Genomic DNA, 20555 nt, shown 5'->3' on the forward strand with positions numbered 1-20555 from the left:
AGCTCGCCCAGGTCGCCGCCGGGGAAGAAGGCCGGCTGGACGGTGAAGGAGTCGGTGGTGACGGCCAGCCGCCCGCGGGGCGCGGGGAGGACCGCGGCGTCGGTCAGCTCGGCCAGCCCCGGATCGGGGAAGGCCTTCAGGAAGAGCTCCCGGATGAGGCGGTGCGTCAGCTGCCCGCCGTCCCCGTGCTGGAGGAGGATCCGCTCCTTCTCCCTGGGCATCGCTCACGCCCCCTCCCCGGAGCCGCCCACCGGGGCGGCGGCACGGGCGCCGGTCGGCCGCGTCCCCGCACCGCCGGGCCCCCTCCGGACGGCGGCCAGCGCCGCCTCCACGGCCTCGGGCTCGTACTGGTAGTAGGCCGCGCAGGCGCCCTCGCTGGAGACCATGCAGGGGCCGATGGGCCGCTCCGGCCGGCAGGCGACGGCGAAGAGCCGGCAGCCGGTGGGCAGGATCTTCCCCTGCAGCACGTCGCCGCAGCGGCAGCCGGGCGGCACCCGCGACGGCGGCAGCTCCAGCTCCAGCCGCTTCCGCGCGTCGTAGGCGGCGAACGCCCCGGCGATGGCCATGCCGCTCTCCGGGATGGGGCCGAGCCCCCGCCAGACCGCCTCCGCCGGGCGGAAGACGCGCCGGATCAGCTCCTGCGCGTGCGGGTTTCCGTGCTCCTGCACCGTGCGCGGGTAGGCGTTCCGCACCTCGGCGCGCCCCTCGGCCACCAGCGAGGCCAGCTCGCCCACGCCGGCGAGCAGGTCCAGCGGCTCGAAGCCGGTGACGACGCCGGGCAGCCCGAACTCGCGGGCGAGGAAGCGCCAGCCGTCGGTCCCCGTCACCACGCTGACGTGGCCGGGCAGGACGAAGCCGTCCAGCTGCGCCCCGCCCGCGGCCAGGAGCGCCCGGACCGCCGGCGGCGTGTACTTGTGCGCCGAGAGGACGGCGAAGTTGCGCAGCCGCCGCGCCTCGGCCTCCAGGAGGGCGTGGGCGACGGCCGGCGCCGTCGTCTCGAAGCCCACCCCCAGGAAGACCACCGTCGCCTCGGGCCGCTCCTCGGCCACCTTCAGCGCGTCCAGCGGCGAGTAGACCACGCGCACGTCGGCGCCGCGCGTCCGCTCCTGCTGGAGCGTCGTCCGGCTGCCGGGCACGCGCATCATGTCGCCGAAGGTGGTGACGATGACGCCCGGCAGCCGCGCCGTCTCGATCATGGCGTCGATGTCCGCCTGGTCGGTGACGCAGACCGGGCAGCCCGGCCCCGAGACCAGCTCCACCAGGTCGCCGAGCAGGCTGCGCACGCCGCTGCGCGAGAAGGAGACGGTGTGCGTGCCGCAGACCTCCATCAGCCGGAGCTTCCTCCCGAGGCGCCGGTCGACGCGCTCCAGCTCCTGGCGGACGCCGCGCACCACGGCGCGGGCGCGCTCCGGATCCCTAAAGCCCTTCAGCGTCGTCCAGTCCATAGAGCTCCGTCCAGAGCGCCAGGCTCGCCTCCGCCTCGTCGGCGTCGACGATCTCGATGGCCTCGCCGGCGTGGACCATGACGAAGTCGCCCACCTGCACCTCGGGCACCAGCGCCACGCCCACCTCGCGCTCGTTGCCGAAGTACTCGACGGTCGCCATCTGCCGCTCGCGGTCGACGGCGACCACCCTACCGGGTGCCGCCAGGCACATCCTCGACCCACCTCCTGCGCGCGATCACCGCCTGGCCCAGCGCCAGCCCCCCGTCGTTGGGAGGAAGCAGGACCGGCGTCACCACCCCGATCCCCCGCTCGCGGAGCCTCCGCTCCGCCCGCTCCAGCAGGAGCGGGTTCTGCATCGTGCCGCCGGTGAGGATCACGCGGTCGACGCCGCGCTCCTCCGCCAGCCGCCCGAGCGCCTCGGCCAGCGCCGCCGCCACGGTCTCGTGGAAGTCGGCGGCCAGCCGCTCCGCCGCCTCGCCCGCCAGGCGCCGCTCGGCCAGCTCGAGGAGCGCGGGCCGCAGGTCGAACTCGAGCGGGCCGTGCGGGGCATCCCGGGCGGAGGCCTCCGCCGAGCCCTCCGCGCCCGGGGCGGCGGGCGCGAGGCGGAAGGGGAGGGGGCGGGGCTGGTAGCCCTCGCGCACCGCCCGCCAGGCCCTCTCGCCCAGCTCGATGGCGGCCTGGCCCTCGTAGGTGTTGGCCCGCGCGACGCCGAGGAGCGCCGAGACGGCGTCGAAGAGGCGGCCGGCGCTGGAGGTGAGGGGGGCGTTCAGCCCGCTCCGCACCAGCGCCCGGAGCGCCGCCAGCTCCGCCTCCGGGAGAGCGAGGAGGAGGCGGGCGAGCTCGCTTCCTCGCGAGGCGCCGAAGGCGTCCCAGAGGTGGCTGACCGCCATCCGCCAGGGCTCGCGGACGGCCGCCTCGCCGCCGGGCATGGGCACGTAGCGCAGGTGCCCGAGCCGCACGAAGCCCGAGGCGTCGCCCCACAGCACCTCCCAGCCCCAGACGCGGCCGTCCGCGCCGTAGCCGGTGCCGTCCAGCACCGCGCCCAGCGCCGGCCCCTCCAGGCCCGCCTCGGCCAGCGCGGCGGCGAAGTGGGCGTGGTGGTGCTGGACCGGGACGACGGCGACGCCCCGCTCGCGGGCGAACTCCCGCGCCAGGCGGGAGACCCGGTAGCCGGGATGGGCGTCGACACCGATCACCTCGGGGCGCACGGCGAGGAGGCGCTCGAAGCGGTCGAGGGCGAGCCGCCAGGCTTCCTCCGCCTCCAGGCTCTCCATCTCGCCGACGTGCGGACCCGGGTAGGCCTCGGCGCCGCGCAGCAGGCAGAAGGCGTTCTTCATCTCCCCGCCGGCGCCCAGCGCGGCCGGCCCGTCGGCGAGGCGCCCGCGGAGCGGGACGGGACGGGGCACGTAGCCCCGCGAGCGCCGCTGGAGCTGCGTCCGGCCGGCGACCCGGCGGACCACCGAGTCGTCGGCCCGGTTGACGATGGCGCGGTTGTGGAGCAGGAAGCGGTCCGCGATCCGCCCGAGCCGCTCCAGCGCCCCCTCGTTCTCGAACTCCAGCGGCAGGCCGGAGACGTTGCCGCTGGTCATCACCAGCGCGTCCGGCCCCCCGGCCAGGAGGAGCAGGTGGAGCGGCGTGTAGGGGAGCATGACGCCCAGCGTCTCCAGCCCCGGCGCCAGCGAGGGCGCCAGCTCCCGCCGGGCGGCGGGCGTCTTCCGCGCCAGCACGATGGGCGCCTCGGGGCTCGCGAGAAGCGCCTCCTCCTCGGCGTCCAGCTCCACGTAGCGGCGGGCCGTCTCCAGGTCGCGCACCATCACCGCGAAGGGCTTGGCCGGCCGGCGCTTCCTCAGGCGGAGGCGCGCCACCGCCTCCTCGTTCCGCGCGTCGCAGGCCAGGTGGAAGCCGCCCAGCCCCTTCAGCGCCACGATCTCGCCGCGGGCGATGGCCCGGCGGAAGCCCTCCAGCCAGTCCTCCTCCAGCCGCTCGCCCGCCGGCGTGGCCAGCCAGACCTCCGGCCCGCAGGCCGGGCAGGCGACCGGCTGGGCGTCGAAGCGCCGGTCGGCCGGGTCGTGGTACTCGCGGGCGCACGCCTCGCACATGGCGAACTCCGCCATGGCCGTCAGCGGCCGGTCGTAGGGGAGGTCGCGGACGATGGTGTAGCGCGGCCCGCAGTTGGTGCAGTTGGTGAACGGGTAGCGGTAGTGGCGGTCGCCGGGGTCGAAGATCTCCCGGCGGCAGTCGCCGCAGGTGGCCAGGTCGGGTGGCACGATCACCTGCCGGCCGGCCCCTCTCTGCGACTCGACGATGCGGAAGCCGGCCTCGCCCTCCACCGTCGCGACCCGCTCCCGCCGGAGCGAGCGGATCCGCGCCAGCGGGGGTGCTTCCTTCTGCAGGTTTGCCTCGAAGGCGGCCAGCGCCTCGACGCCGCCCTGCACCTCGATGATCACGCCGGCGTCGGCGTTCCAGACCCGCCCGCCCAGACCCAGCCGCGTGGCCAGCCGGTAGACGAAGGGCCGGAAGCCCACGCCTTGGACGGTCCCGGCGACGGTCAGGCGCCAGCGCTCTTGCTGAGCTCCAGCCGCTCCCGCGCGTTCCGCACGAGCCAGTCCAGCCACGGGTCCACCCCCTCCCCGGAGCGCGCCGAGAGGGGAAAGACGGGTACCCCGGGGTGGACGGCCTGCAGGTCTTCTCGGACGCGTTCGAGGCGGAAGTCCAGGTGGGGAGCCAGGTCCATCTTGTTGAGCACCACCACGTCGGCGGTGCGGAAGACCTCGGGGTACTTGGCCACCTTGTCGTCGCCCTCGGGCGTGCTGAGGAGGACCACCCGCAGCTCCTCGCCCAGCAGGTACTCGGCGGGGCAGACCAGGTTGCCCACGTTCTCGATCAGGAGCAGTCCCCATCCCCGCTGGGGGCGCCCCAGATCGAGCTCGTCCAGCGCGCGCGAGACCATGCGCGCATCCAGGTGGCAGGCGCCGCGCGTCTCGATCTGGACCGCGCGACCGCCGGCGCCGGCCACGCGGTCGGCATCCCGCGCCGTCTCCACGTCGCCCTCCACCACGGCCACGTCGCAGCGCGCGCGGAGACGGGGCAGGACCGCCTCGATCAGGCTGGTCTTGCCCGAACCCGGGGAGCTGAGCAGGTTGACCGCCACCCAGCCTGCCTCCAGGAGGCGCCGGCGGTTCAGATCGGCCTGGCGTTCGTTGGCGCCCAGCGCCTTGACGCCGATCTCCACCTTCATCGGCTCACCCTCATTCACCCTCGATCGAGGCCACCAGGAGCTCTTCGCCCGCGAGGAGCTCGCCGCCCAGCGCGCCGCACGCGGGGCAGACCAGGAGGAAGCCCTCCTCCGGGTGGTACTCGCGCCCGCAGGCCGGGCAGCGCGCCCGCGCCTCGCGCCACTCCACCTCCAGCCGCGCGCCGGGCGCGAAGGGCTCGCCCACGCGCAGCGCCTCCCAGGCGAACTCCAGCGCGTCGGGCAGGACGGCGGTCCGCTCGCCCACCACCATCTCCACCCGCTCCACGCGGCGGAGGCCGGCCTTGGCCGCCTCCTGGCGGACCACCTCCACGACGGATTCCATGATGCCGAACTCGTGCATCCCGGGCCCTCCCGCCGAGCGAACCGGCGTCCCTAGCGCTCGATCCAGCGGAGGCCGTCCGCCAGGATCTCGCTGACCACATCCAGCCAGGACAGCTGCCTCAATATAGCGGGGTCGAGCTCGTCCGGCCAGGTACCCTGGGAGGTAGGATCGGTGACGAAGAGTTCCACCTCTGCCGCTGATGGCCGGTGCCAGGCCACCTGGAGCGCCCGCGTGGGGTCGAAGCCAGGATCCAGCTTCGCCAGGGCACTCAGGTCGCGCCGCGCCTCCACGTCGAAGAGCTCCAGTTCGAGTTCGGGGTCGGCGCCCTCCACCCGCCAGGGCAGGCGCCCGCGACGCCGGTTGCGGAGGCGGCAGCCGTTCTCCAGCGCCAGCCGCGAGAGCTGAAAGGCCACCTGCTCGTCGCTCGCCTCGCTCAGGAAGCGCCGGTGGCGCGGCCGCGGAGGTTCGCCCCGCCTCTGTCGCCACCAGCTCGAGAGGAGGCGTTCGGCCGCCTCGGCCGTCTCCTGCGCCGCCCCGGCCACCCGGGGTTCCGCCGCCTCTTCGGCTTCAGCCGCCTGGCTCTGCCAGAAGGCGGCCTCGAAACGGTCCAGCTCCTCACGGAAGCGCGCATAATCCCGGAGCGGGTCGATGCCTGCCGCCACCAGCTCCTCTTCCTTCCGCCGGAAGGGCAACTCGTAGCGGTAGAGGAAATCGAGCGCCTCTGCCACCTCCGGCTCGAACTCCTGGCGACGCCGCCAGAGCGCCTCCAGGCTCCGGCTCGTCCAGTCGAAGTCGGGCTCGCTCCACTGGAATCGCGCTCGAACCCGGGCGCGCGCCTCCGGCAGCCAGCCCTCCACCTGCTCGCGCAAGACCTCCGCCCTCACCGGCCGTCACCCCCCTGGCCAGCTGCGCCGCCCCCCAGGAGCCGGACGGGGTCGATCCGGAAGGGCGCCTCCCGCCGGGCCAGCGGCCGGATGCCGAGCTTCTCCAGCTCATCCAGCACAGCCTGCTCCATGGCCGGCAGGCGCGACTCCACGGCGGGGGAGAGCCCCAACTTCATCTCGCGGATCTCGCCCGGCTGCATGGCGACCACCACGGTCTCCGGGAGTTCGCCCAGCAGCACCAGCCCTGCCAGCACCTCGAGGATCTCCACGTCGTGGGCCGAACTGACGGCCCGGCGGGCCACCTGGTGGAGATCCTGGGGCGCGAAGCGGTAGAGGGTGCCAGGCTGGGCGTCGGCCTCGATCGCGTCGGCGATGACCACGGCCCGGTGGCGCGCCACCAGGTCGAGCAGGTCCCAGCCCAGCGTTCCCCCGTCGACCAGTCGGAGGCCTTCAGGGAAGTCGTAGGCCCGGCGCATGTGGTCCGCGAGATAGACGCCCAACCCCTCGTCGCCCAGGAGCACGTTGCCGAGGCCGAGCACCAGGACCTCCCCCGGAGCCTCCGTCCCCATCATCCCTCACCGCGCCGGATGGACCGGCTGGCCACCGGCCGGCGGCGTCACGGGCGGAGCGGGAGGCGCGCGCCGCTCGGACGGCCTGGGGGCGGCTGCCACCCCGGAGACCGGGGCCGGTGCCCTGCGGAATCCGACGATCATGTTCTCGATGGTTCCGTCGCGGTTCTGGACGGCATTCCAGACGGCCATGTAGACGTGGACGACCACGAAGAGGAGGATGGCCAGCGCCAGCCAGTGGTGCCAGGAGCGGAGTCCCGCCAGGCCGCCGAAGACCGGGTAGAGGAAGCCCAGCGTGTAGTAGGCGAAGCCGCCCAGGCCCGCATGGTAGTTGGCGCCATAGAGCAGCCAGCCGGTCAGCGCGATCAGCACCAGGAGCACGTAAAAGATGGCGTAGGTGACGAACTGGAGGGGCCCGTATCGCCCCGCCACGTTCCGCTCCTTCCCCTGTAGAAGCAGGTAGTACTTCACCTGGGAGGCCCAGTGGCGCCCCGAGAGGCAGACCCGCCCGTCACGCCACTCCCGCGCCAGGATGGCGGTGTAGATGCGGACCAGCGTCACCGCGATGAGGGCGAAGCCCACCATCTCGTGCGTCCCGCGTACCAGCCCCACCAGGAAGTTGTCCCGCGTGGGGATCCCCAGGTTGGTCTGCAGAAACGGGTTGGCGATCTCGAACCCGGTCAGCAGCAGGTAGGTGATGAACAGCACCCGCAGCCAGTGCATCCAGCGCGTGGTCGGGGAGAACTCCTCCCAGGGCTGCTCCTGCGCGGAGGCCGAGGTGTTCGCCGGCGCCCGTTTCGCCGCTTGGGACTGCACGCCCCTCACCCCCGTACCTCAAACTGGGCCAGCTCCTGGCCCCGGGCGTCGATCACGTGGACGGCGCAGGAGAGGCAGGGGTCGAAGGAGTGGATGGTGCGCAGAACCTCCAGCGGCTGATCGGGTTTGGCCAGCTTGGTGTTCATCAGCGATGCCTCGTACGGGCCGACCTGACCCTGGGCGTCGCGCGGGCTGGCGTTCCAGGTGGTCGGCACGACCACCTGGTAATTGGCGATCTTGCCGTCCTTGATCTCCACCCAGTGGCCCAGCGCGCCGCGCGGCGCGGCCCCCAGGGCGAAGCCCCGACCGTCCTTCATCTGGTAGGCGGTGAAGCTCTCCGTTTGACCCTTGCTGATGTTGGTGACCAGTTCATCCACCCATCCCGGCACCGCCTCGGCGAGAGCCACGGTTTCCAGCATGCGGGCAGCCGTCCGGCCCAGAGTCGAAAACCAGTAAGAAGGCTGCCAGCCCACCTCGCGCTCGAACTGCTGCTTAAGGCCCAGGAAGGGTTGCGCGCCGGCGGCCGAAGCGATCAGCAGGCGGGCCAGCGGGCCGGTCTCCATGGGTTTGCCATCGTACCTCGGCGCCTTGATCCAGCTGTACTTCCCGCTCCGCTGGAGCGAGCCGTCGGACTCGAGACCCGTGTAGTGGGGGAGGGTTTCCTCGTCGAAAGGCGGTACGCCCTTCTCCGGCCCCTCGTACCAGGAGCGCGTGACGTCCTCGGTGATCCGCCTCTCGTCCACGGGATAGACCTGGCTCAGATCGCGGTCCAGGATGACGCCCTTGACGAAGAACTCCTTGCCCTTCGGCCACGGCTGGTCGTCCAGGGGGAAGCCGCCGTAGTCGAGGAAGTTGGGCACGCCGTTGCCGACCCCGGCCGCCGCCTCGTCCTTGTAAGCCTGTGCCAGCATGCGCATGTCGGCCAGGTAGGCGTTGAAAACGAAGGGCAGAGCGCTCTTCACCTGGTAGAGAAACTCGCCCACGCGAGACGGGTCTTCCATGTCCATGATGGAGGTGACCCCGCCCACCACCACCGTCTGCGGGTGCGGGTTCTTGCCCCCGAAGACCACCATGGCCTTGGCCAGCGGCCGCTGCACCTGGAGCGCGTCCAGGTAGTGGGAGAGCAGGATCAGGTTCTGCTCGGGCGTCAGCTTGTAAGCGGGATGGCCCCAGAAGCCGTTGGCGAAGGGCCCGAGCTGGCCCGATTCCACCAGCTGCTTGACCCGGGCTTGGACGGCGGCGTACGTAGCTTGGCTGGCGTTGTAGGGCTGGTCGGTGTATTTGAAAGCCTCGGCCGCTGTCTTGGCGGGATCCGCCTTGAGCGCCGCCACGGGGTCGAACCAGTCCATGCCGTGCAGCTGGTAGAAGTGGATCACATGGTCCTGAATGAATTGGGCGCCATTCATCAGGTTGCGGACCAAGCGGGCGTTGGGGGGTACCTGCACGCCCAGCGCGGCCTCCACGGCCTGGGTGGCCCGCTCCAGGTGGACATAGGTACAGACGCCGCAGATCCGCTGGGCGAAGAGACCCGCGTCGCGAGGGTCGCGGCCCCTCAGGATCAGCTCGATGCCGCGGAAGAGCGTGGCCGCGCTGTACGCGTCGCGCACGGTGTTGCTCTCGTCCAGGTCCACCTCGATGCGGAGATGGCCCTCGATGCGCGTGACGGGATCGATGGTGACTCGCTTGAGGGCTGGCACGCCCGATCACTCCCCTTCCTTCGACTGCGTCGGCGCCTTGGGCTCGCCGTCCGGGCCGGCTCCGGCGCGGGTCCACTCCGGAGAGAGCCGGTTGCGGAGCGACGTGGCGACGGCATGTGCCGCGATGCCGGCACCGGCGATCCCCAGTGCCCACTCGCCAACCGTGTTGGCCTTGGCGTCGATGCCGATGCCCGCCGCCGAGCCGTACACCTTCTCGCCCAGCGGCTGCTCGAAGGGGCTCATGGAATCCCAGAAGGCGGGCTCGCTGCAGCCGATGCAGCCGTGCCCGGCGCGGATCGGCCAGGAAGTTCCCTCGTTCCAGCGGATCAGGGAGCAGTTGTTGAAGGTGTACGGGCCCTTGCAGCCCATCTTGAACAGGCACCAGCCCTGCTCGGCGCCGGCGTCGCCCCACTGGAGCACGTACTCGCCCGCGTCGAAGTGCCCGCGGCGTTCGCAGTTGTCGTGGATGCGTCGACCGTACGCCCAGACCGGGCGGCCGTAACGGTCCAGCGCCGGCATCCGCCCGAACATGACCACGTCCAGGACGGTGCCCACGATGTTGGTGGCGTTGGCCGGGCAGCCGGAGATGTTGATCACCGGGATGCCCAGCGCCTCACCGACGCCTTTGGCCCCGGTGGGGTTGGGCCCGGCGGCGGGGATGCCCCCGAACGTCGCGCAGCTGCCGACCGCCAGAACGGCTTTGGCTCCGGAGGCGACGCGGCGTGCCAGCGAAAGCCCCGTCTCACCCCGGGAACCCAGCGTCAGGAAGGCGCCGTTCAGCCCGGTGGGCAGAGCGCCCTCGAACATGGCGACGTAGTTGCCGCGCTCCTTCTTCAGGATCTCCTCCAGGCGCGCCTCGGCAGCGGTGCCCGCCGCCGCCATCACCGTCTCGTTGTAGTCGAGGGAGATGGTGTCCAGGATGAGGGTGGCGAAGTCGGGGTCGCCGGTGCGGAGGAGAGACTCGGTGTTCCCGTCACAGTCGGCCAAGTTGATCCAGACTACCGGAAGGCGTGTGCTCAGCGTAGCCGCCCTGGCCACCCGCGGCTCGAAGATGGGCGGCAGCATGAGCGTCGCCGTCATCATGGAGCTCCAGCGTATGAAGTCGCGCCGGGTCAGCCCGGTGGAGAAGAGACGGTCCAAGATGGATCCGCGCCCAGGCTGCGGTTCGACCTGCTCGAGGAGATCGAGGCGCCGGTCGACCTGTTCGGCGATCTCCTCCAAGCGTGCCGGATCGCCGGCAGCGGGCTCGCCTTCCAGCGGCCGTTCCTGGACCACCGGGAGGTCGTCGAGCCTGATATCGGTCCTCACCCCTGTTGCCTCCTCCTGTCCCTTCCGCCCCGGCTGCACCGTCCACGCCCAGAGAGGAGATCGACGGACAGATGAAGGAGAGGAGTGCACTGCCATCACCTTGCATCTCTGGGCGTACCCACGGCGGTACAACGCCCGGACGATCCAGGGAAGTGCTGAACGGTTGAATGTTCTCGTCCAACTAGAGCGAGCCTCCTGCGGGATGCCAAGGCCTCCCGTCCCCAATGGACCCCCGGGGTGTTCCCCCCTCTCCGGCGCGCGACCCACACGTGCCCGGTTGACGCCGGGTCGCCACTTACTCCTTGCACCATAGAGGCAGTAGGCCACATCGGACGATTACCCGATCGGGTACTCGCGATCACTTCGGCGGACTACGAAAACATGCAAGCGAAGGAGGCCCCGCGGGAGGAAAATCGATCCATAACTCGTAATGTAATCCAGCGGGGGAGGGCGCCCCCACCGCCGCTTCGCTCCCATCGCGCAGCCGTCCCCGCGAACGGTGCCACCAATCGCCCGCCCGGGCGAGAAGGAAGGATGATCCTGCCATGGAAACCCCGACGCCGGCCGCCGAGGGGCCGGAGCCGGGCTCCTCCCAGGAGCACCCGCTGGAGCTGAGCATCCGCATCGTCGCCGACCGGTCGCGCCTCCTGGCGCTGGAGGGGCGCCGCCTCCACCTCCACTACGCCCTGGCCTGCCTGCGGGAGCCGGGACGGGGCATCGAGCGGTACTTCCTGGGCGCGCTCCTCTGGGCGCGCCCCGCCGCCCACGGCCGGCACATGCTGGAGCAGCCCGAGCAGGCCGTCTGGTCCGACGCCTTTGTGCTCGAGGCCGACGAGGCCCGGGCCCTCTTCGACTTCGTGGCCGGCGCCGCGGAGCCGGTGCTGCCGGTCCACGTGCCGGACGTCGTCGCCGACGTCCTCTCCGACGGCGAGTGGCTGGCCCGCCTGGCGGCGCGGGCCGGTGACGCCGCCGCCTGACCCGCCCACCGCCGACGGGCCGCCCTCCCCCGACGGAGGGCGCGACGCCGGCCCCGCCCTGGACGTCACGTCCACGAGCCCGCAGAGAGCCGTCCAGATTCCCCGCCCGTCCCCGCCGCGGCGCTGCGCCCGCCGGCTTCGGGTTCGGGAGCCCGAAGAAGGCCGCTATGGACCTCCGAAGATCACCCGTCCGGGCGATGGACGTCCGCTTTGAGAATCCTTATCGTCTAGGTATCGGTAATGCGAATCGTTCTCACGGGGCCGGCAGCGCCCAGACGCCGCCGCCCCGGGGAAGCGCGGGAGGCGGCGCCATGGACGGTGGGCTGCGGGCGGAAGGCAGGGGGCTTCCCTCGCTGGCGGCGCTGGGCGACGGGGAGGAGGGGCGCATTGCCGCCCTGGGAGGTCCGGCGCCCTTCCGCCGCCGCCTGGCGGCGCTGGGCCTCCTGCCCGGGAGCCGCCTCCGCCGGCTGGGCGCCATGCCGGCGGGTGGCCCGCTCATGGTGGAGGTGGGCGGGACGCGCCTCGCACTCCGCCGGCGCGACGCCGCGGCGATCCTCGTGGAGCCGCGCGGAGAGGGCGGGGCGGCATGAGCTGCCATCTGCCGCCGGCCGGGGCGACGGCTGGCGCCTCCGCGGCCGCCGCCTCCGCCGTCGCCGCGGGGGGCACCGTCCGGGCGGAGGCGGGCGCGCGGCGCCGCTGGCTCCTGGCCGGCCCACCCAACGCCGGCAAGACGACGCTCTTCAACCTGCTCACGGGCGGCCGGCGCGAGGTGGCCAACTGGCCCGGCAGCACCGTGGAGCGGGCGGCGGGGCGGCTCCGTGCGGGCGAGGGGCTCGCGACGGGCGAGGTGGAGGTGGTCGACCTCCCCGGCGTCTACAGCCTGGACGCCCTCTCCGAGGAGGAGCGGGTCGCCCGCCGGGCGCTCCTGGAGGAGGCGGACGAGGCGCTGGTGCTGGTGGTGGCCGACGCCTCGCGGCTGGAGCGGAGCCTGGCGCTCGTCCTCGAGGTGGCGGAGGTGGCGCCCGCCGTCGTCGTGGCGCTCAACATGCTGGACGTGGCGGCGGCGGAGGGGAAGGCCGTCGACGCGGCGCGCCTGGAGGAGGAGCTCGGCCTGCCGGTGGTGCCGCTGGTGGCGCGGCGGGGCGAGGGCGTGCGGCGCCTGGTGGAGGTGGCCGCCGCCTCCGCGCGCGAGCCGCGCCCGCGCCGCGCGAGGCCCGCGCCGCCGGCGGGCGAGGAGGAAGCCTTCCGGCGCGCGGAGGAGCGCTTTCTGCGCGTGCAGGAGCTGGTGCGGGAGGCCGTGCGCGAGGGCGGGCGGCGGCGGACGACGGCGGAGCGCCTCGACCGCTGGGCGCTCCACCCGCTCGCTGGCTACCTGATCCTGGCGGCCGTGCTGGGCGCGGTCTTCGCCGTCGCCTTCGTCGCCTCGGCGCCGCTCTCCGAGGCCGTGGGCCGCCTGCTGGACGGCCTGGGCGGGGCGCTGGCGGCGCGGCTCGAGGCGGCCGGCGCGCCCGTCTGGCTGGGCGGCCTGGTGCGCGACGGGCTCCTGGGCGGGGCGGGCGCGGTGCTCGCCTTCGTCCCCTACCTGACGCTCTTCTACGTGATGCAGGAAGCGCTGCAGGACTCGGGCTACATGGCGCGCGCCGCGGTGCTGGTCGACCGGCTGATGGAGGCGGTGGGCCTCCACGGCAAGGGCTTCTTCGCGCTGGCCACGGCCTACGGCTGCAACGTGCCGGCCATCGGCGCCACGCGCGTCCTGGAGAACCCGCGCGAGCGGATCGCGCACCAGCTGGTCATCCCCTTCCTGCCCTGCAACGCCCGCATCGGCGTCCTGCTGCTCCTGACGGCCGCCCTCTTCCCGGGCGCGCGCGGCGCCCTGGCCTTTGCCGGGTTGATGCTCATCAGCCTCGGGGTGGTGGCGGGCGTCAGCCTGCTCCTCCGCCGCACCCTCCTCCCGCGCGAGGAAGCCCCGCTGGTGATGGAGCTTCCTCCCTACCACCTGCCCACCTGGCGGAACGCCGTGCTGCCGGCGCTCCACCACGTCGGCCTCTTCGTCCGCCGCATCTGGGGCTTCATGCTCTGGGCGACGCTGGCGCTCTGGGCGCTGGGCGCACTGCCGGCGGGCGCGCCTCCGGAGCAGAGCTACGCCGCCCGGCTGGCGGGCGCGCTGGGTCTGCTGGGCGCGCCCTGGCACCTGGACGGGCGGCTGGTGCTGGCGCTGGCGGCCGGCTTCGTGGCCAAGGAGACGACGCTGGGCACGCTGGCCGTCCTCTACGGAAGCGCCGCGGCCGGCGGCCCCGCGGCGGCGCTGGCCGCCTCGGTCCGCCCGCTGGCCGGCTTCGCCTTTCTCGTCATCTACATGCTCTACACGCCCTGCCTGGCCACCGTGGTGGCGCTCCGCCAGGAGTCGGGCAGCCGGCGCTGGGCGGCCCTCTCGGTCCTCCTCTCGCTGGCGGTGGCCGGCCTGGCGGGCTGGCTGGTGGAGGCGCTGGGCGCGCTGGCGGGGTGGGCGCCGTGAGCGGCCGGCGCGCTCCGCTGACGCTGGGCGAGGTGGCGCGGGAGGCGGCGCGGCGCCCCGGCCTCACCGCCGCCGAGCTGGCGGCGCGGCTGGGCGCCGAGCCGGTCTGGGTGGAGCTGGCGCTGGCCGAGCTGGAGCGGCTCCGCCTGCGTGCGGCGGCCGACGGACGGCCGGCCGCCGCGCGGCCGGCCGCGCCGCAGCCGGAGCTTCTCGCGGGCTGCCGGGGCTGTCCGCTCGAGCCCGCCTGCAGCCGGTACGGCGCCGCCTGCGAGACGGGCCGGAGCGGCGGGGGCGCCTCAGCGCGAGCGCCCCGGCCGGCGCTTCTTGCGCGGCCGCCCGGTCCAGGCGCTGCGCCCGGCGCCGGCGGGGCGCGGTCCGGAGGAAGCGCCCTCGCCGGCCCGCCCGCGCCGGGCTGAGGCGGCGCGCGGCCGCGGCTGCGGGCGCGGCAGCTGGGTCTGGACGATGCCGTAGGCCAGGCCGAAGGCCAGGGCGGGTCCGAACATGGCGGCCCAGTTGCGCGAGGCCGGCGGCAGGAGGTAGGTGACGCCGACGACGAGGGCCCAGAGGCCGAGGGCGAGGACGGCTAGGTTGAGATACCACTGCTTGAACAGGTAGCGCTCGGGCGGGAAGCGCCGGGCGATGCGGATGCCGGCGGCCCAGAAGCCCAGGGTGACCGCGAACAAGAGGATGATCTGGAGCCAGAGCGGCCACTTGGTCACGTCGGCCGGCAAGGGGACCCCTCCTCGACGCGGGCTCTCTCGCTGCGCCGGGGCCGGCCGCCGGTCGCGGCAGGCGGGCGGCCGCCGGGCCGGGACAGGGAGGCGCGGAGCTTGCGGCGCCTCGCGAGGCTGCGCTATACTACCACACGCCGGGCGAGAGTAGTTCAGTTGGTAGAACATCGGCTTCCCAAGCCGAGGGTCGCGGGTTCGAGTCCCGTCTCTCGCTCCAGAATTGAAAGGTTTGCAGGCGTTTCCTCCGGGCGTCGTCCGGCGACAGGCCTCCTGTCACCGGACAGCTTCTTGTCAGGGCGACTTGCCCGGCGCACCCGCGCCCGGCGGTCCGACGGCCAACGACGCTGGAGTAGCTCAGCCGGCAGAGCAGCGGTTTCGTAAACCGCAGGCCGTGGGTTCGAGTCCCACCTCCAGCTCCACCTTTTCGAGCCCTTTCCTACCCAGGCCCCGGGCGAAGGTCCGGGGCCTTCGCCTCTCCCGGAAAGAAAGGCCGGCGGCGGTCGCCAGCTACCCCGCCCCGGCGGCCGCCAGGCGGGCCCGCGCGCCGGGCGGCACCTCCAGCAGCCAGACGCCGCCGGAGTCGTAGAGTCGCCTTGCCCCGGCCGCCTCCAGCCGCGCCAGTAGGCGCCGCTCGCCGGCCGTGTCGATGCCGGCGAAGGCGAGGTCCGGGGCCGCGAAGACGTAGAGCGGCACGCCCTCGGGCAGCGCGGCGACGAAGCGCCGGAAGTCGGTGTAGGGCCAGGAGCCGCTGAAGCGCCGCCAGGCCAGCCAGGAGACGGTGCCGTTCTCGCCGTAGAGCGCCGCCTCCGGCGGGATGAGGGCGGTCGCCCGGCGCAGGTCGGCCTCGGCGGCCGGCGGCCGGAGCCGCCAGGCCTCGTTGGGCAGGGTGGCTCCGAGGAGCCACCGCGCCGAGAGGAGCAGCACCGCCAGGGAGAGGAGGCCGGCCGGCGGGGGCAGGCGGCGGAGAAGCGCCCGGCCGGGCACCGCGGGGCGCCCTTGGCGGAGGCCGGCGCCGGCGGCGCGGAGGCGCGCCAGCGCGTCGACGGTCGCCAACAGCAGCCCGGGCGCCGCCCAGAGCGCGTACTGGTCGTAGGGGAGCGTCAGCGCCGGCTGGTCGGCCAGGCTGTCGGCCGCCATCGCCGCCAGCCCGGAGAGCGCGGAGAGCGGGGCCAGGAGCGGAAGGTAGGCCAGAGGCTCCAGCATCGCCCGCCAGTAGTCCGGGTGCGCGGCCACGCGCCGCGCCACCAGGAGCGGGTGGTGCAGGATCGAGAGGAGGACGGCCGGCAGAGAGCCGCCCAGCGAGGCGTAGTCGGTCGCCACGTTCAGGTTCCGCCCGCCCAGCAGCGCCGTGGCCGCCCACTCGTCGCCGGCCAGAAAGAGCGCGCCCAACCCCAGCGCCCAGAGCCCGTGCCAAAGGAGCAGACGGCGCTCCGGGGCGGCGCGGGCGAGGAGCCCCTTGCCCAGGAGGCCGAGCCCGTAGGCCGCCACCGGCACCGCCGCCTGGTTCTTGGTCAGAAGAGCCACCAGCAGCGCCGCCAGCCAGGGCGCCTCGCGCCTGCGCTCCCAGGGCGCCTCGCGCCTGCGCCGCTCCAGGACCGCGGCCCAGGCCAGCGCCGCCGCGCCCACGGGATCGGGGTGCCAGTCGAGGATGTGCGTCCCCAGCACCGACGGGTAGGCGGCGGCGACGGCGAGGAGGAGGAACGACGTCACCGTGCCGAGCCCGCGGTCGTGGGCGTAGACCGCCACCGCCGCGGCCAGCAGCGCGCTGGCCGCCGCCTGGGCGGCCAGCGGGAAGAGAGGCCCGGCCAGCCGCGTCAGGAAGCCCAGCGGGAAGAGGATCCACTGCTCGGCGTCGGCCAGGTTCGGCTGCGAGGTGAAGAAGTTGTACGCGTCGGGCAGGCCGTGCGAGACCAGCCACATGGCCTGGTAGTAGATGCCCGCGTCGTAGGCGGTGAGCAGCCAGTGGCGGTACTGCCAGAGCTTGACCGCCGTCGCGGCGACGAAGAGGAGTCCCGTCGCCGCCGCCAGGAGGACCTTCCACGGCAACCTCCAGCCTCCGGCCGGGCGCCGGTCGCACGCTCCCCCAGAGGCCATGCGCGCCACCCCCGGTTCCGTCGTGCCCCTTTCCACGTCGGGGGCGGGTCGCCCTTCCTTCCGCGGGCGAACCCTTTGACGATCTAGATATAATGGCTCCGGTGGCCATCGCCCGGCGGAGCGCCGGGCCCGGTCACCCGCTTTTTCCCGGCTCGCACCGGAAAGAGAAGGCAAGGGAGGGACGCCCGTTGGCAGGAACCGTCGGACCGGCAGCACGGCGAGGGCCGCTCGGGGGTGTGGCCTACAAGTGGGTGGCCCTCTCCAACACCACGCTGGGCGTGTTGATGGCCAGCATCAACGCGACCATCGTGATGATCTCGCTGCCCATGATCTTCCGGGGGATCGGCGTCAATCCCCTGGCGCCCGGCCAGACGGGGATGCTGCTCTGGGTGCTGATGGGCTACCAGCTGGCGACCACCATCCTCCTCGTCACCTTCGGGCGCATCTCCGACGGCTACGGGCGGGTCCGCCTCTACAACCTGGGCTTCGTCCTCTTCACGCTGGGCTCGATCCTGGCCTCGCTCACCTGGGGCAGGGGCGCGGCCGGCGAGATCCAGCTGATCGCCTTCCGCATGATCCAGGGCATCGGCGGCGCCTTTCTCTTTGCCAACAGCGCCGCCATCCTGACCGACGCCTTCCCTCCGCAGCAGCGCGGCTTCGCCCTGGGCGTCAACCAGATCGCCGGCACCGTCGGCTCCATCGCCGGCCTGGTGCTGGGCGGCGTGCTGGCGGCGGTCAACTGGCGCTGGGTCTTCCTGGTCAGCGTGCCCATCGGGCTGGCCGGCACGGTCTGGGCCTACCTGGCGCTGCGTGAGATCGGCGAACGGCGGCCGCAGCCGCTGGACCTCTGGGGCAACCTCACCTTCGGCCTCGGCCTGACGGCCCTCCTGGTGGGGCTCACCTACGGGCTGATGCCGTACGGCGGGGCGGCCATGGGCTGGGGGAACCCGTGGATCCGGGCGGCCCTCGTCCTGGGGGCGCTGCTGCTGGCGCTCTTCGTCTGGATCGAGGGGCGCGTCCCCTACCCCATGTTCCGCCTCGGCCTCTTCCGCAACCGCGCCTTCGCCGCGGGGAACGTGTCGGGCTTCCTGGCCTCGCTGGCGCGCGGCGGGCTCCAGTTCATGCTGATCATCTGGCTGCAGGGGGTCTGGCTGCCGCTGCACGGCGTCCCCTTCGACCAGACGCCGCTCCAGGCCGGCATCGACACCGTCCCCATGATGGTGGGCTTCGTGGCGGCGGGGCCGCTGAGCGGCGCGCTCTCCGACCGCTACGGGGCGCGCCCCTTCGCCACCGGCGGCATGCTGCTCAGCGCGCTGGGCTTCGCCCTGCTGACCAGGCTGCCGGCGGACTTCTCCTACCCGCTCTTCGCCTTCTACATCTTCCTGCTGGGCGTGGGCATGGGGCTTTTCGCCTCGCCCAACTCGAGTTCGATCATGAACGCCGTGCCGCCCGAGCACCGGGGCGTCGCCTCGGGTATGCGCGCCACCTTCCAGAACGCGGGCCAGATGATGAGCATGGCGGTCTTCTTCACCATCGTCATCGCCGGCCTCGGCCGCCAGCTGCCGGCCGCGATGGCCGCGGGGCTGCGGCCGCTCCACCTGGCGCCGGCGCTGGCCGGAGAGCTGGAGCACATCCCGCCGCTGGCGGCGCTCTTCTCCGCCATCCTCGGTTACAACCCGCTGGGCATGTTGCTCCCGGCGGCGCTCCTGCACGCCCTGCCCGGCGACGTGGTGCGGACGCTCCTGAGCGAGCGCTTCTTCGCGCGCCTGGTGGCGGCGCCCTTCCTGGGCAGCCTGCGCGCCGCCTTCGCCATCTCCGTGGGCCTCTCGCTGGTGGCCGCGGTCGCCTCGCTGCTGCGCGGGCAACGCTACGTCTGGGAGGAAGAGGCCTCGCCGACCCGGCCCGCCGCCCTCTCCGGCGCGGCGCCGGCGCCGGAGGCGCTGGGCGGCGAGCGGAGCGCGCCCTGAGGGGCGGAGCCGACCGGCGGGGCGGGCGCGCCGGCACGTGCCGGCACGTGCGCGGAGAAGGGAGGCGGCGGCGACGAGCATTCCGCGAGACGGCCCAGGAAGCGCACCCGAGGCTGGCCTCCCGCCCGCCGAGCGCCGCCTCCTCGCCTCGCTCCTCGGCCCCGTCCGCTGCCGCCTGCGCTACTGGGAGGCGGAGCCGGAGCCCGGCCGAAAGCTGCCCGTGGAGCCGCTCCTCGCCGACCTGGCCGGCCTCGCGCCGGGCCTCGAGCTGCGGCGCGAGGAGGATCCCCCGCGGGAGCCCGCCGAGCCGCCGCTCCTCGGCCGCCCGGAGATCCGCCTGGAGCGGCCCGGGGGCCTTCCGGCCCGCCTCCGCTTCGCCGGCTACCCCGCCGGCTTCGTCCGCCTGGAGCTGGCGGAGGCGCTGCTGGCGCTGGGCGGGAACGGAGCCGAGCCTTCCGCCGCCGGCGAGGCGGGGGCGCCCGCCGGCGGGGAGACGCCCGTACCGGAGGCCGTGGTCTGGGTCAGCCCCACCTGCGCCCGCTGCGCCCGCACCGTCCGCCTCGCCCTGGCCGTCGTCCTGGCGCTGCCCCGGGCCCGGCTGACGGTGGTGACGGCCAGCGAGTTCCCTCGCGAGGCGCGGGCTGCGGGCGTCCAGGCGGTCCCCACCCTCGTCGCCGGCGGCCGGCGCTGGAGCGAGCCGCCCGCGCCGGCCGAGCTCTGGGCGGCGCTGGCGGGGTAGCTTCCTGGCCTCCGGGGCGCGCGAAAGGGAGGCCCCGCGCGGGGCCTCCCTTCGGCTTTCCGCCTTCCCGTCCCGACCCCGGCCGGCCGGGGCGGCCCTAGCCGCCCACCACCGTCAACGGGTTGACGAAGCGGCCGTCGACGATCACCTCGAAGTGGATGTGGGGGCCGGTGGCCAGGCCGGATTCGCCCACCCGCCCGATCACCTGGCCGGCGCTCACCCTCTGGCCGACGGAGACCAGGATGCGGCTCGCGTGGGCGTAGCGGGTGACGACGTTGTTGTCGTGGCGGATGGCGATGAGACGGCCGTAGCCGCCGTCCCAGCCGGCGTAGATGACCACCCCGGGACCGGCGGCGCGGATGGGGGCGCCGTAGGGGGCGCCGATGTCCACGCCGGTGTGGAAGTCGCGCGCACGCTGCCCGAAGGGCGAGGTGATGGGGCCCGGGTAGGGCAGGCGCAGGACGAGGCGCGCCGCGCTCGCCAGGATGCCCGCCGCCGCGGCCGCCAGGGTGCGCCGGCTGCTCTGGACGCTGGCCCGCTGGGCCGAGGCGGCCACGAAGGTGGCGCGCCCGCCGGGGATGAGCAGCCGCATGCCCGGCTGGAGCCCGCCGGCCGCGTCGGGGTTGGCCTGGGTGATGGTCTCCACGCTCACCTGGTAGCGCGCCGCCAGGCCGCTGAGCGTGTCGCCGGGCTGGACCGTCACCACGGCCCCGGCGAAGTTGGGCAGCAGGAGCGTCTGCCCGGGATGGAGGAGCGAGGCCTCGGAGAGGCCGTTGGCCGCGGCGATGCTGGCCACGTCGCTGCCGACCTTGGCGGCCAGCGACCAGAGCGTGTCGCCGGGCTGGACCACGTACTGGATCAGTTGCGGACGAACCTTCGCCGGTGCCACGGCAAGGCTCTCTTGCTTGGCCACGCTGCTGGCCTGCGCTGGGACGGGCGAGGGCCGCATCTTCAGGACGCCGGCCAGGGCGCCATCCGTGGCACTGGCGACGGTTTCGACCGCTCGCGGTGCTGCCGCCGCTTCCGCGGCGTAGGGCGGCTGCAGGTGGATGACCGTGGTGGTGAGGACGCCGACCACGGCCACGGAAAGCGCAGACTGGGCGATCCGCGCCTTCCAGCCGCCGCCCGAATCGGGCGACCGGAGCATGGACGATGCCTCCTGATGGGTGGAGTGGCGCTCTCTGCTGCCTGGATCCCTTCCTCCTCCTGGCGGCCGATGATCCCGCTCCGGTTCC

At 73.8% G+C, this 20555-nt stretch carries 18 protein-coding genes and 2 tRNA genes; 7 read left to right on the forward strand and 13 right to left on the reverse strand.

Annotated features, from left to right (window positions below; genetic code table 11):
* The 10 genes from K6U79_04085 to K6U79_04130 all read right to left on the reverse strand — a co-directional run.
* On the reverse strand, positions 1-221 hold a 221-nt coding region (locus K6U79_04085; GenBank protein ID MCL6521537.1), incomplete at its 3' end, for a hydrogenase expression/formation protein HypE.
* A gap of 3 nt (positions 222-224) precedes the next feature.
* A complete protein-coding gene (gene hypD / locus K6U79_04090) occupies positions 225-1445 on the reverse strand; it encodes a hydrogenase formation protein HypD (GenBank protein MCL6521538.1) in 1221 nt (406 codons plus the stop codon).
* Positions 1417-1656, reverse strand: coding sequence for a HypC/HybG/HupF family hydrogenase formation chaperone (locus K6U79_04095; protein ID MCL6521539.1), 240 nt, complete (start codon positions 1654-1656; stop codon positions 1417-1419). Before K6U79_04095 ends, hypD begins: the two co-directional genes overlap by 29 nt.
* The gene (hypF, locus tag K6U79_04100; protein ID MCL6521540.1) at positions 1634-4345 is read right to left on the reverse strand and encodes a carbamoyltransferase HypF; all 2712 of its coding nucleotides are present in this window, start codon (positions 4343-4345) and stop codon (positions 1634-1636) included. The genes K6U79_04095 and hypF overlap by 23 nt, the downstream gene beginning before the upstream one ends.
* A gap of 348 nt (positions 4346-4693) precedes the next feature.
* Positions 4694-5041: a hydrogenase maturation nickel metallochaperone HypA gene (locus K6U79_04105; protein ID MCL6521541.1), complete on the reverse strand. Its 348-nt coding sequence runs from the start codon at positions 5039-5041 to the stop codon at positions 4694-4696.
* A 32-nt stretch (positions 5042-5073) separates the two neighbouring features.
* Complete coding sequence (locus K6U79_04110; GenBank protein MCL6521542.1) at positions 5074-5907, reverse strand: hypothetical protein; 834 nt, start codon at positions 5905-5907, stop codon at positions 5074-5076.
* Positions 5904-6476 (reverse strand): hydrogenase maturation protease, encoded by a 573-nt coding sequence (locus K6U79_04115; GenBank protein MCL6521543.1) that lies wholly within the window; start codon positions 6474-6476, stop codon positions 5904-5906. Before K6U79_04115 ends, K6U79_04110 begins: the two co-directional genes overlap by 4 nt.
* 6 nt (positions 6477-6482) lie before the next feature.
* The gene (cybH, locus tag K6U79_04120) at positions 6483-7199 is read right to left on the reverse strand and encodes a Ni/Fe-hydrogenase, b-type cytochrome subunit (protein ID MCL6521544.1); all 717 of its coding nucleotides are present in this window, start codon (positions 7197-7199) and stop codon (positions 6483-6485) included.
* 98 nt (positions 7200-7297) lie between these two features.
* Entirely contained in the window at positions 7298-8989 is a 1692-nt protein-coding gene (locus tag K6U79_04125; protein ID MCL6521545.1) for a nickel-dependent hydrogenase large subunit, read from the reverse strand.
* A gap of 6 nt (positions 8990-8995) precedes the next feature.
* Positions 8996-10393, reverse strand: a complete 1398-nt coding sequence (locus K6U79_04130) for a hydrogenase small subunit (protein MCL6521546.1) — start codon at positions 10391-10393, stop codon at positions 8996-8998.
* A 449-nt stretch (positions 10394-10842) separates the two neighbouring features.
* Between K6U79_04130 and K6U79_04135 the strand changes: the two genes are divergently transcribed.
* From K6U79_04135 to K6U79_04145, 3 genes are all read left to right on the forward strand, one after another.
* The gene (locus K6U79_04135; protein MCL6521547.1) at positions 10843-11274 is read left to right on the forward strand and encodes a hypothetical protein; all 432 of its coding nucleotides are present in this window, start codon (positions 10843-10845) and stop codon (positions 11272-11274) included.
* A 311-nt stretch (positions 11275-11585) separates the two neighbouring features.
* Positions 11586-11864 carry a ferrous iron transport protein A gene (locus K6U79_04140; GenBank protein MCL6521548.1) on the forward strand — a complete coding sequence of 93 codons (279 nt, stop codon included), beginning with the start codon at positions 11586-11588 and terminating at the stop codon, positions 11862-11864.
* On the forward strand, positions 11861-13789 hold the full coding sequence (locus K6U79_04145) for a ferrous iron transporter B (protein ID MCL6521549.1): 1929 nt from the start codon (positions 11861-11863) through the stop codon (positions 13787-13789). The genes K6U79_04140 and K6U79_04145 overlap by 4 nt, the downstream gene beginning before the upstream one ends.
* A 296-nt stretch (positions 13790-14085) precedes the next feature.
* On the opposite strand, the gene K6U79_04150 is transcribed toward K6U79_04145, so the two are convergent.
* Positions 14086-14520 (reverse strand): hypothetical protein, encoded by a 435-nt coding sequence (locus tag K6U79_04150; GenBank protein MCL6521550.1) that lies wholly within the window; start codon positions 14518-14520, stop codon positions 14086-14088.
* A 141-nt stretch (positions 14521-14661) separates the two neighbouring features.
* Here K6U79_04150 and K6U79_04155 point away from each other — a divergent pair.
* Positions 14662-14737: transfer RNA gene (locus K6U79_04155), tRNA-Gly, on the forward strand.
* A gap of 126 nt (positions 14738-14863) precedes the next feature.
* A tRNA-Thr gene (locus tag K6U79_04160) sits at positions 14864-14939 on the forward strand.
* A gap of 88 nt (positions 14940-15027) precedes the next feature.
* On the opposite strand, the gene K6U79_04165 is transcribed toward K6U79_04160, so the two are convergent.
* A complete protein-coding gene (locus tag K6U79_04165) occupies positions 15028-16566 on the reverse strand; it encodes a DUF2079 domain-containing protein (GenBank protein MCL6521551.1) in 1539 nt (512 codons plus the stop codon).
* Between the two features lie 140 nt (positions 16567-16706).
* On the opposite strand from K6U79_04165, the gene K6U79_04170 reads away from it, so the two are divergent.
* Both K6U79_04170 and K6U79_04175 read left to right on the forward strand, forming a co-directional pair.
* Complete coding sequence (locus tag K6U79_04170; protein MCL6521552.1) at positions 16707-18581, forward strand: MFS transporter; 1875 nt, start codon at positions 16707-16709, stop codon at positions 18579-18581.
* A 37-nt stretch (positions 18582-18618) separates the two neighbouring features.
* Positions 18619-19320, forward strand: a complete 702-nt coding sequence (locus K6U79_04175; GenBank protein ID MCL6521553.1) for a hypothetical protein — start codon at positions 18619-18621, stop codon at positions 19318-19320.
* A 97-nt stretch (positions 19321-19417) separates the two neighbouring features.
* Here the strand turns inward: K6U79_04175 and K6U79_04180 are convergent, their stop codons facing one another.
* Positions 19418-20467, reverse strand: coding sequence for a M23 family metallopeptidase (locus K6U79_04180; protein ID MCL6521554.1), 1050 nt, complete (start codon positions 20465-20467; stop codon positions 19418-19420).
* Positions 20468-20555: the final 88 nt, after the last annotated feature.

The sequence above is a fragment of the Bacillota bacterium genome (assembly GCA_023511835.1).
GTDB lineage: Bacteria > Bacillota > Sulfobacillia > JAIMAT01 > JAIMAT01 > JAIMAT01.

What these genes read in the sequence shown, in the direction of transcription:
- hypD (MCL6521538.1), bottom strand. Translation starts at nt 1,445, where the DNA reads ATGGACTGGACGACGCTGAAGGGCTTTAGGGATCCGGAGCGCGCCCGC.
- K6U79_04095 (MCL6521539.1), bottom strand. Translation starts at nt 1,656, where the DNA reads ATGTGCCTGGCGGCACCCGGTAGGGTGGTCGCCGTCGACCGCGAGCGG.
- hypF (MCL6521540.1), bottom strand. Translation starts at nt 4,345, where the DNA reads ATGGGGACTGCTCCTGATCGAGAACGTGGGCAACCTGGTCTGCCCCGC.
- K6U79_04105 (MCL6521541.1), bottom strand. Translation starts at nt 5,041, where the DNA reads ATGCACGAGTTCGGCATCATGGAATCCGTCGTGGAGGTGGTCCGCCAG.
- K6U79_04115 (MCL6521543.1), bottom strand. Translation starts at nt 6,476, where the DNA reads ATGGGGACGGAGGCTCCGGGGGAGGTCCTGGTGCTCGGCCTCGGCAAC.
- cybH (MCL6521544.1), bottom strand. Translation starts at nt 7,199, where the DNA reads ATGCACTGGCTGCGGGTGCTGTTCATCACCTACCTGCTGCTGACCGGG.
- K6U79_04130 (MCL6521546.1), bottom strand. Translation starts at nt 10,393, where the DNA reads ATGGCAGTGCACTCCTCTCCTTCATCTGTCCGTCGATCTCCTCTCTGG.
- K6U79_04135 (MCL6521547.1), top strand. Translation starts at nt 10,843, where the DNA reads ATGGAAACCCCGACGCCGGCCGCCGAGGGGCCGGAGCCGGGCTCCTCC.
- K6U79_04140 (MCL6521548.1), top strand. Translation starts at nt 11,586, where the DNA reads ATGGACGGTGGGCTGCGGGCGGAAGGCAGGGGGCTTCCCTCGCTGGCG.
- K6U79_04145 (MCL6521549.1), top strand. Translation starts at nt 11,861, where the DNA reads ATGAGCTGCCATCTGCCGCCGGCCGGGGCGACGGCTGGCGCCTCCGCG.
- K6U79_04170 (MCL6521552.1), top strand. Translation starts at nt 16,707, where the DNA reads ATGGCTCCGGTGGCCATCGCCCGGCGGAGCGCCGGGCCCGGTCACCCG.
- K6U79_04180 (MCL6521554.1), bottom strand. Translation starts at nt 20,467, where the DNA reads ATGCTCCGGTCGCCCGATTCGGGCGGCGGCTGGAAGGCGCGGATCGCC.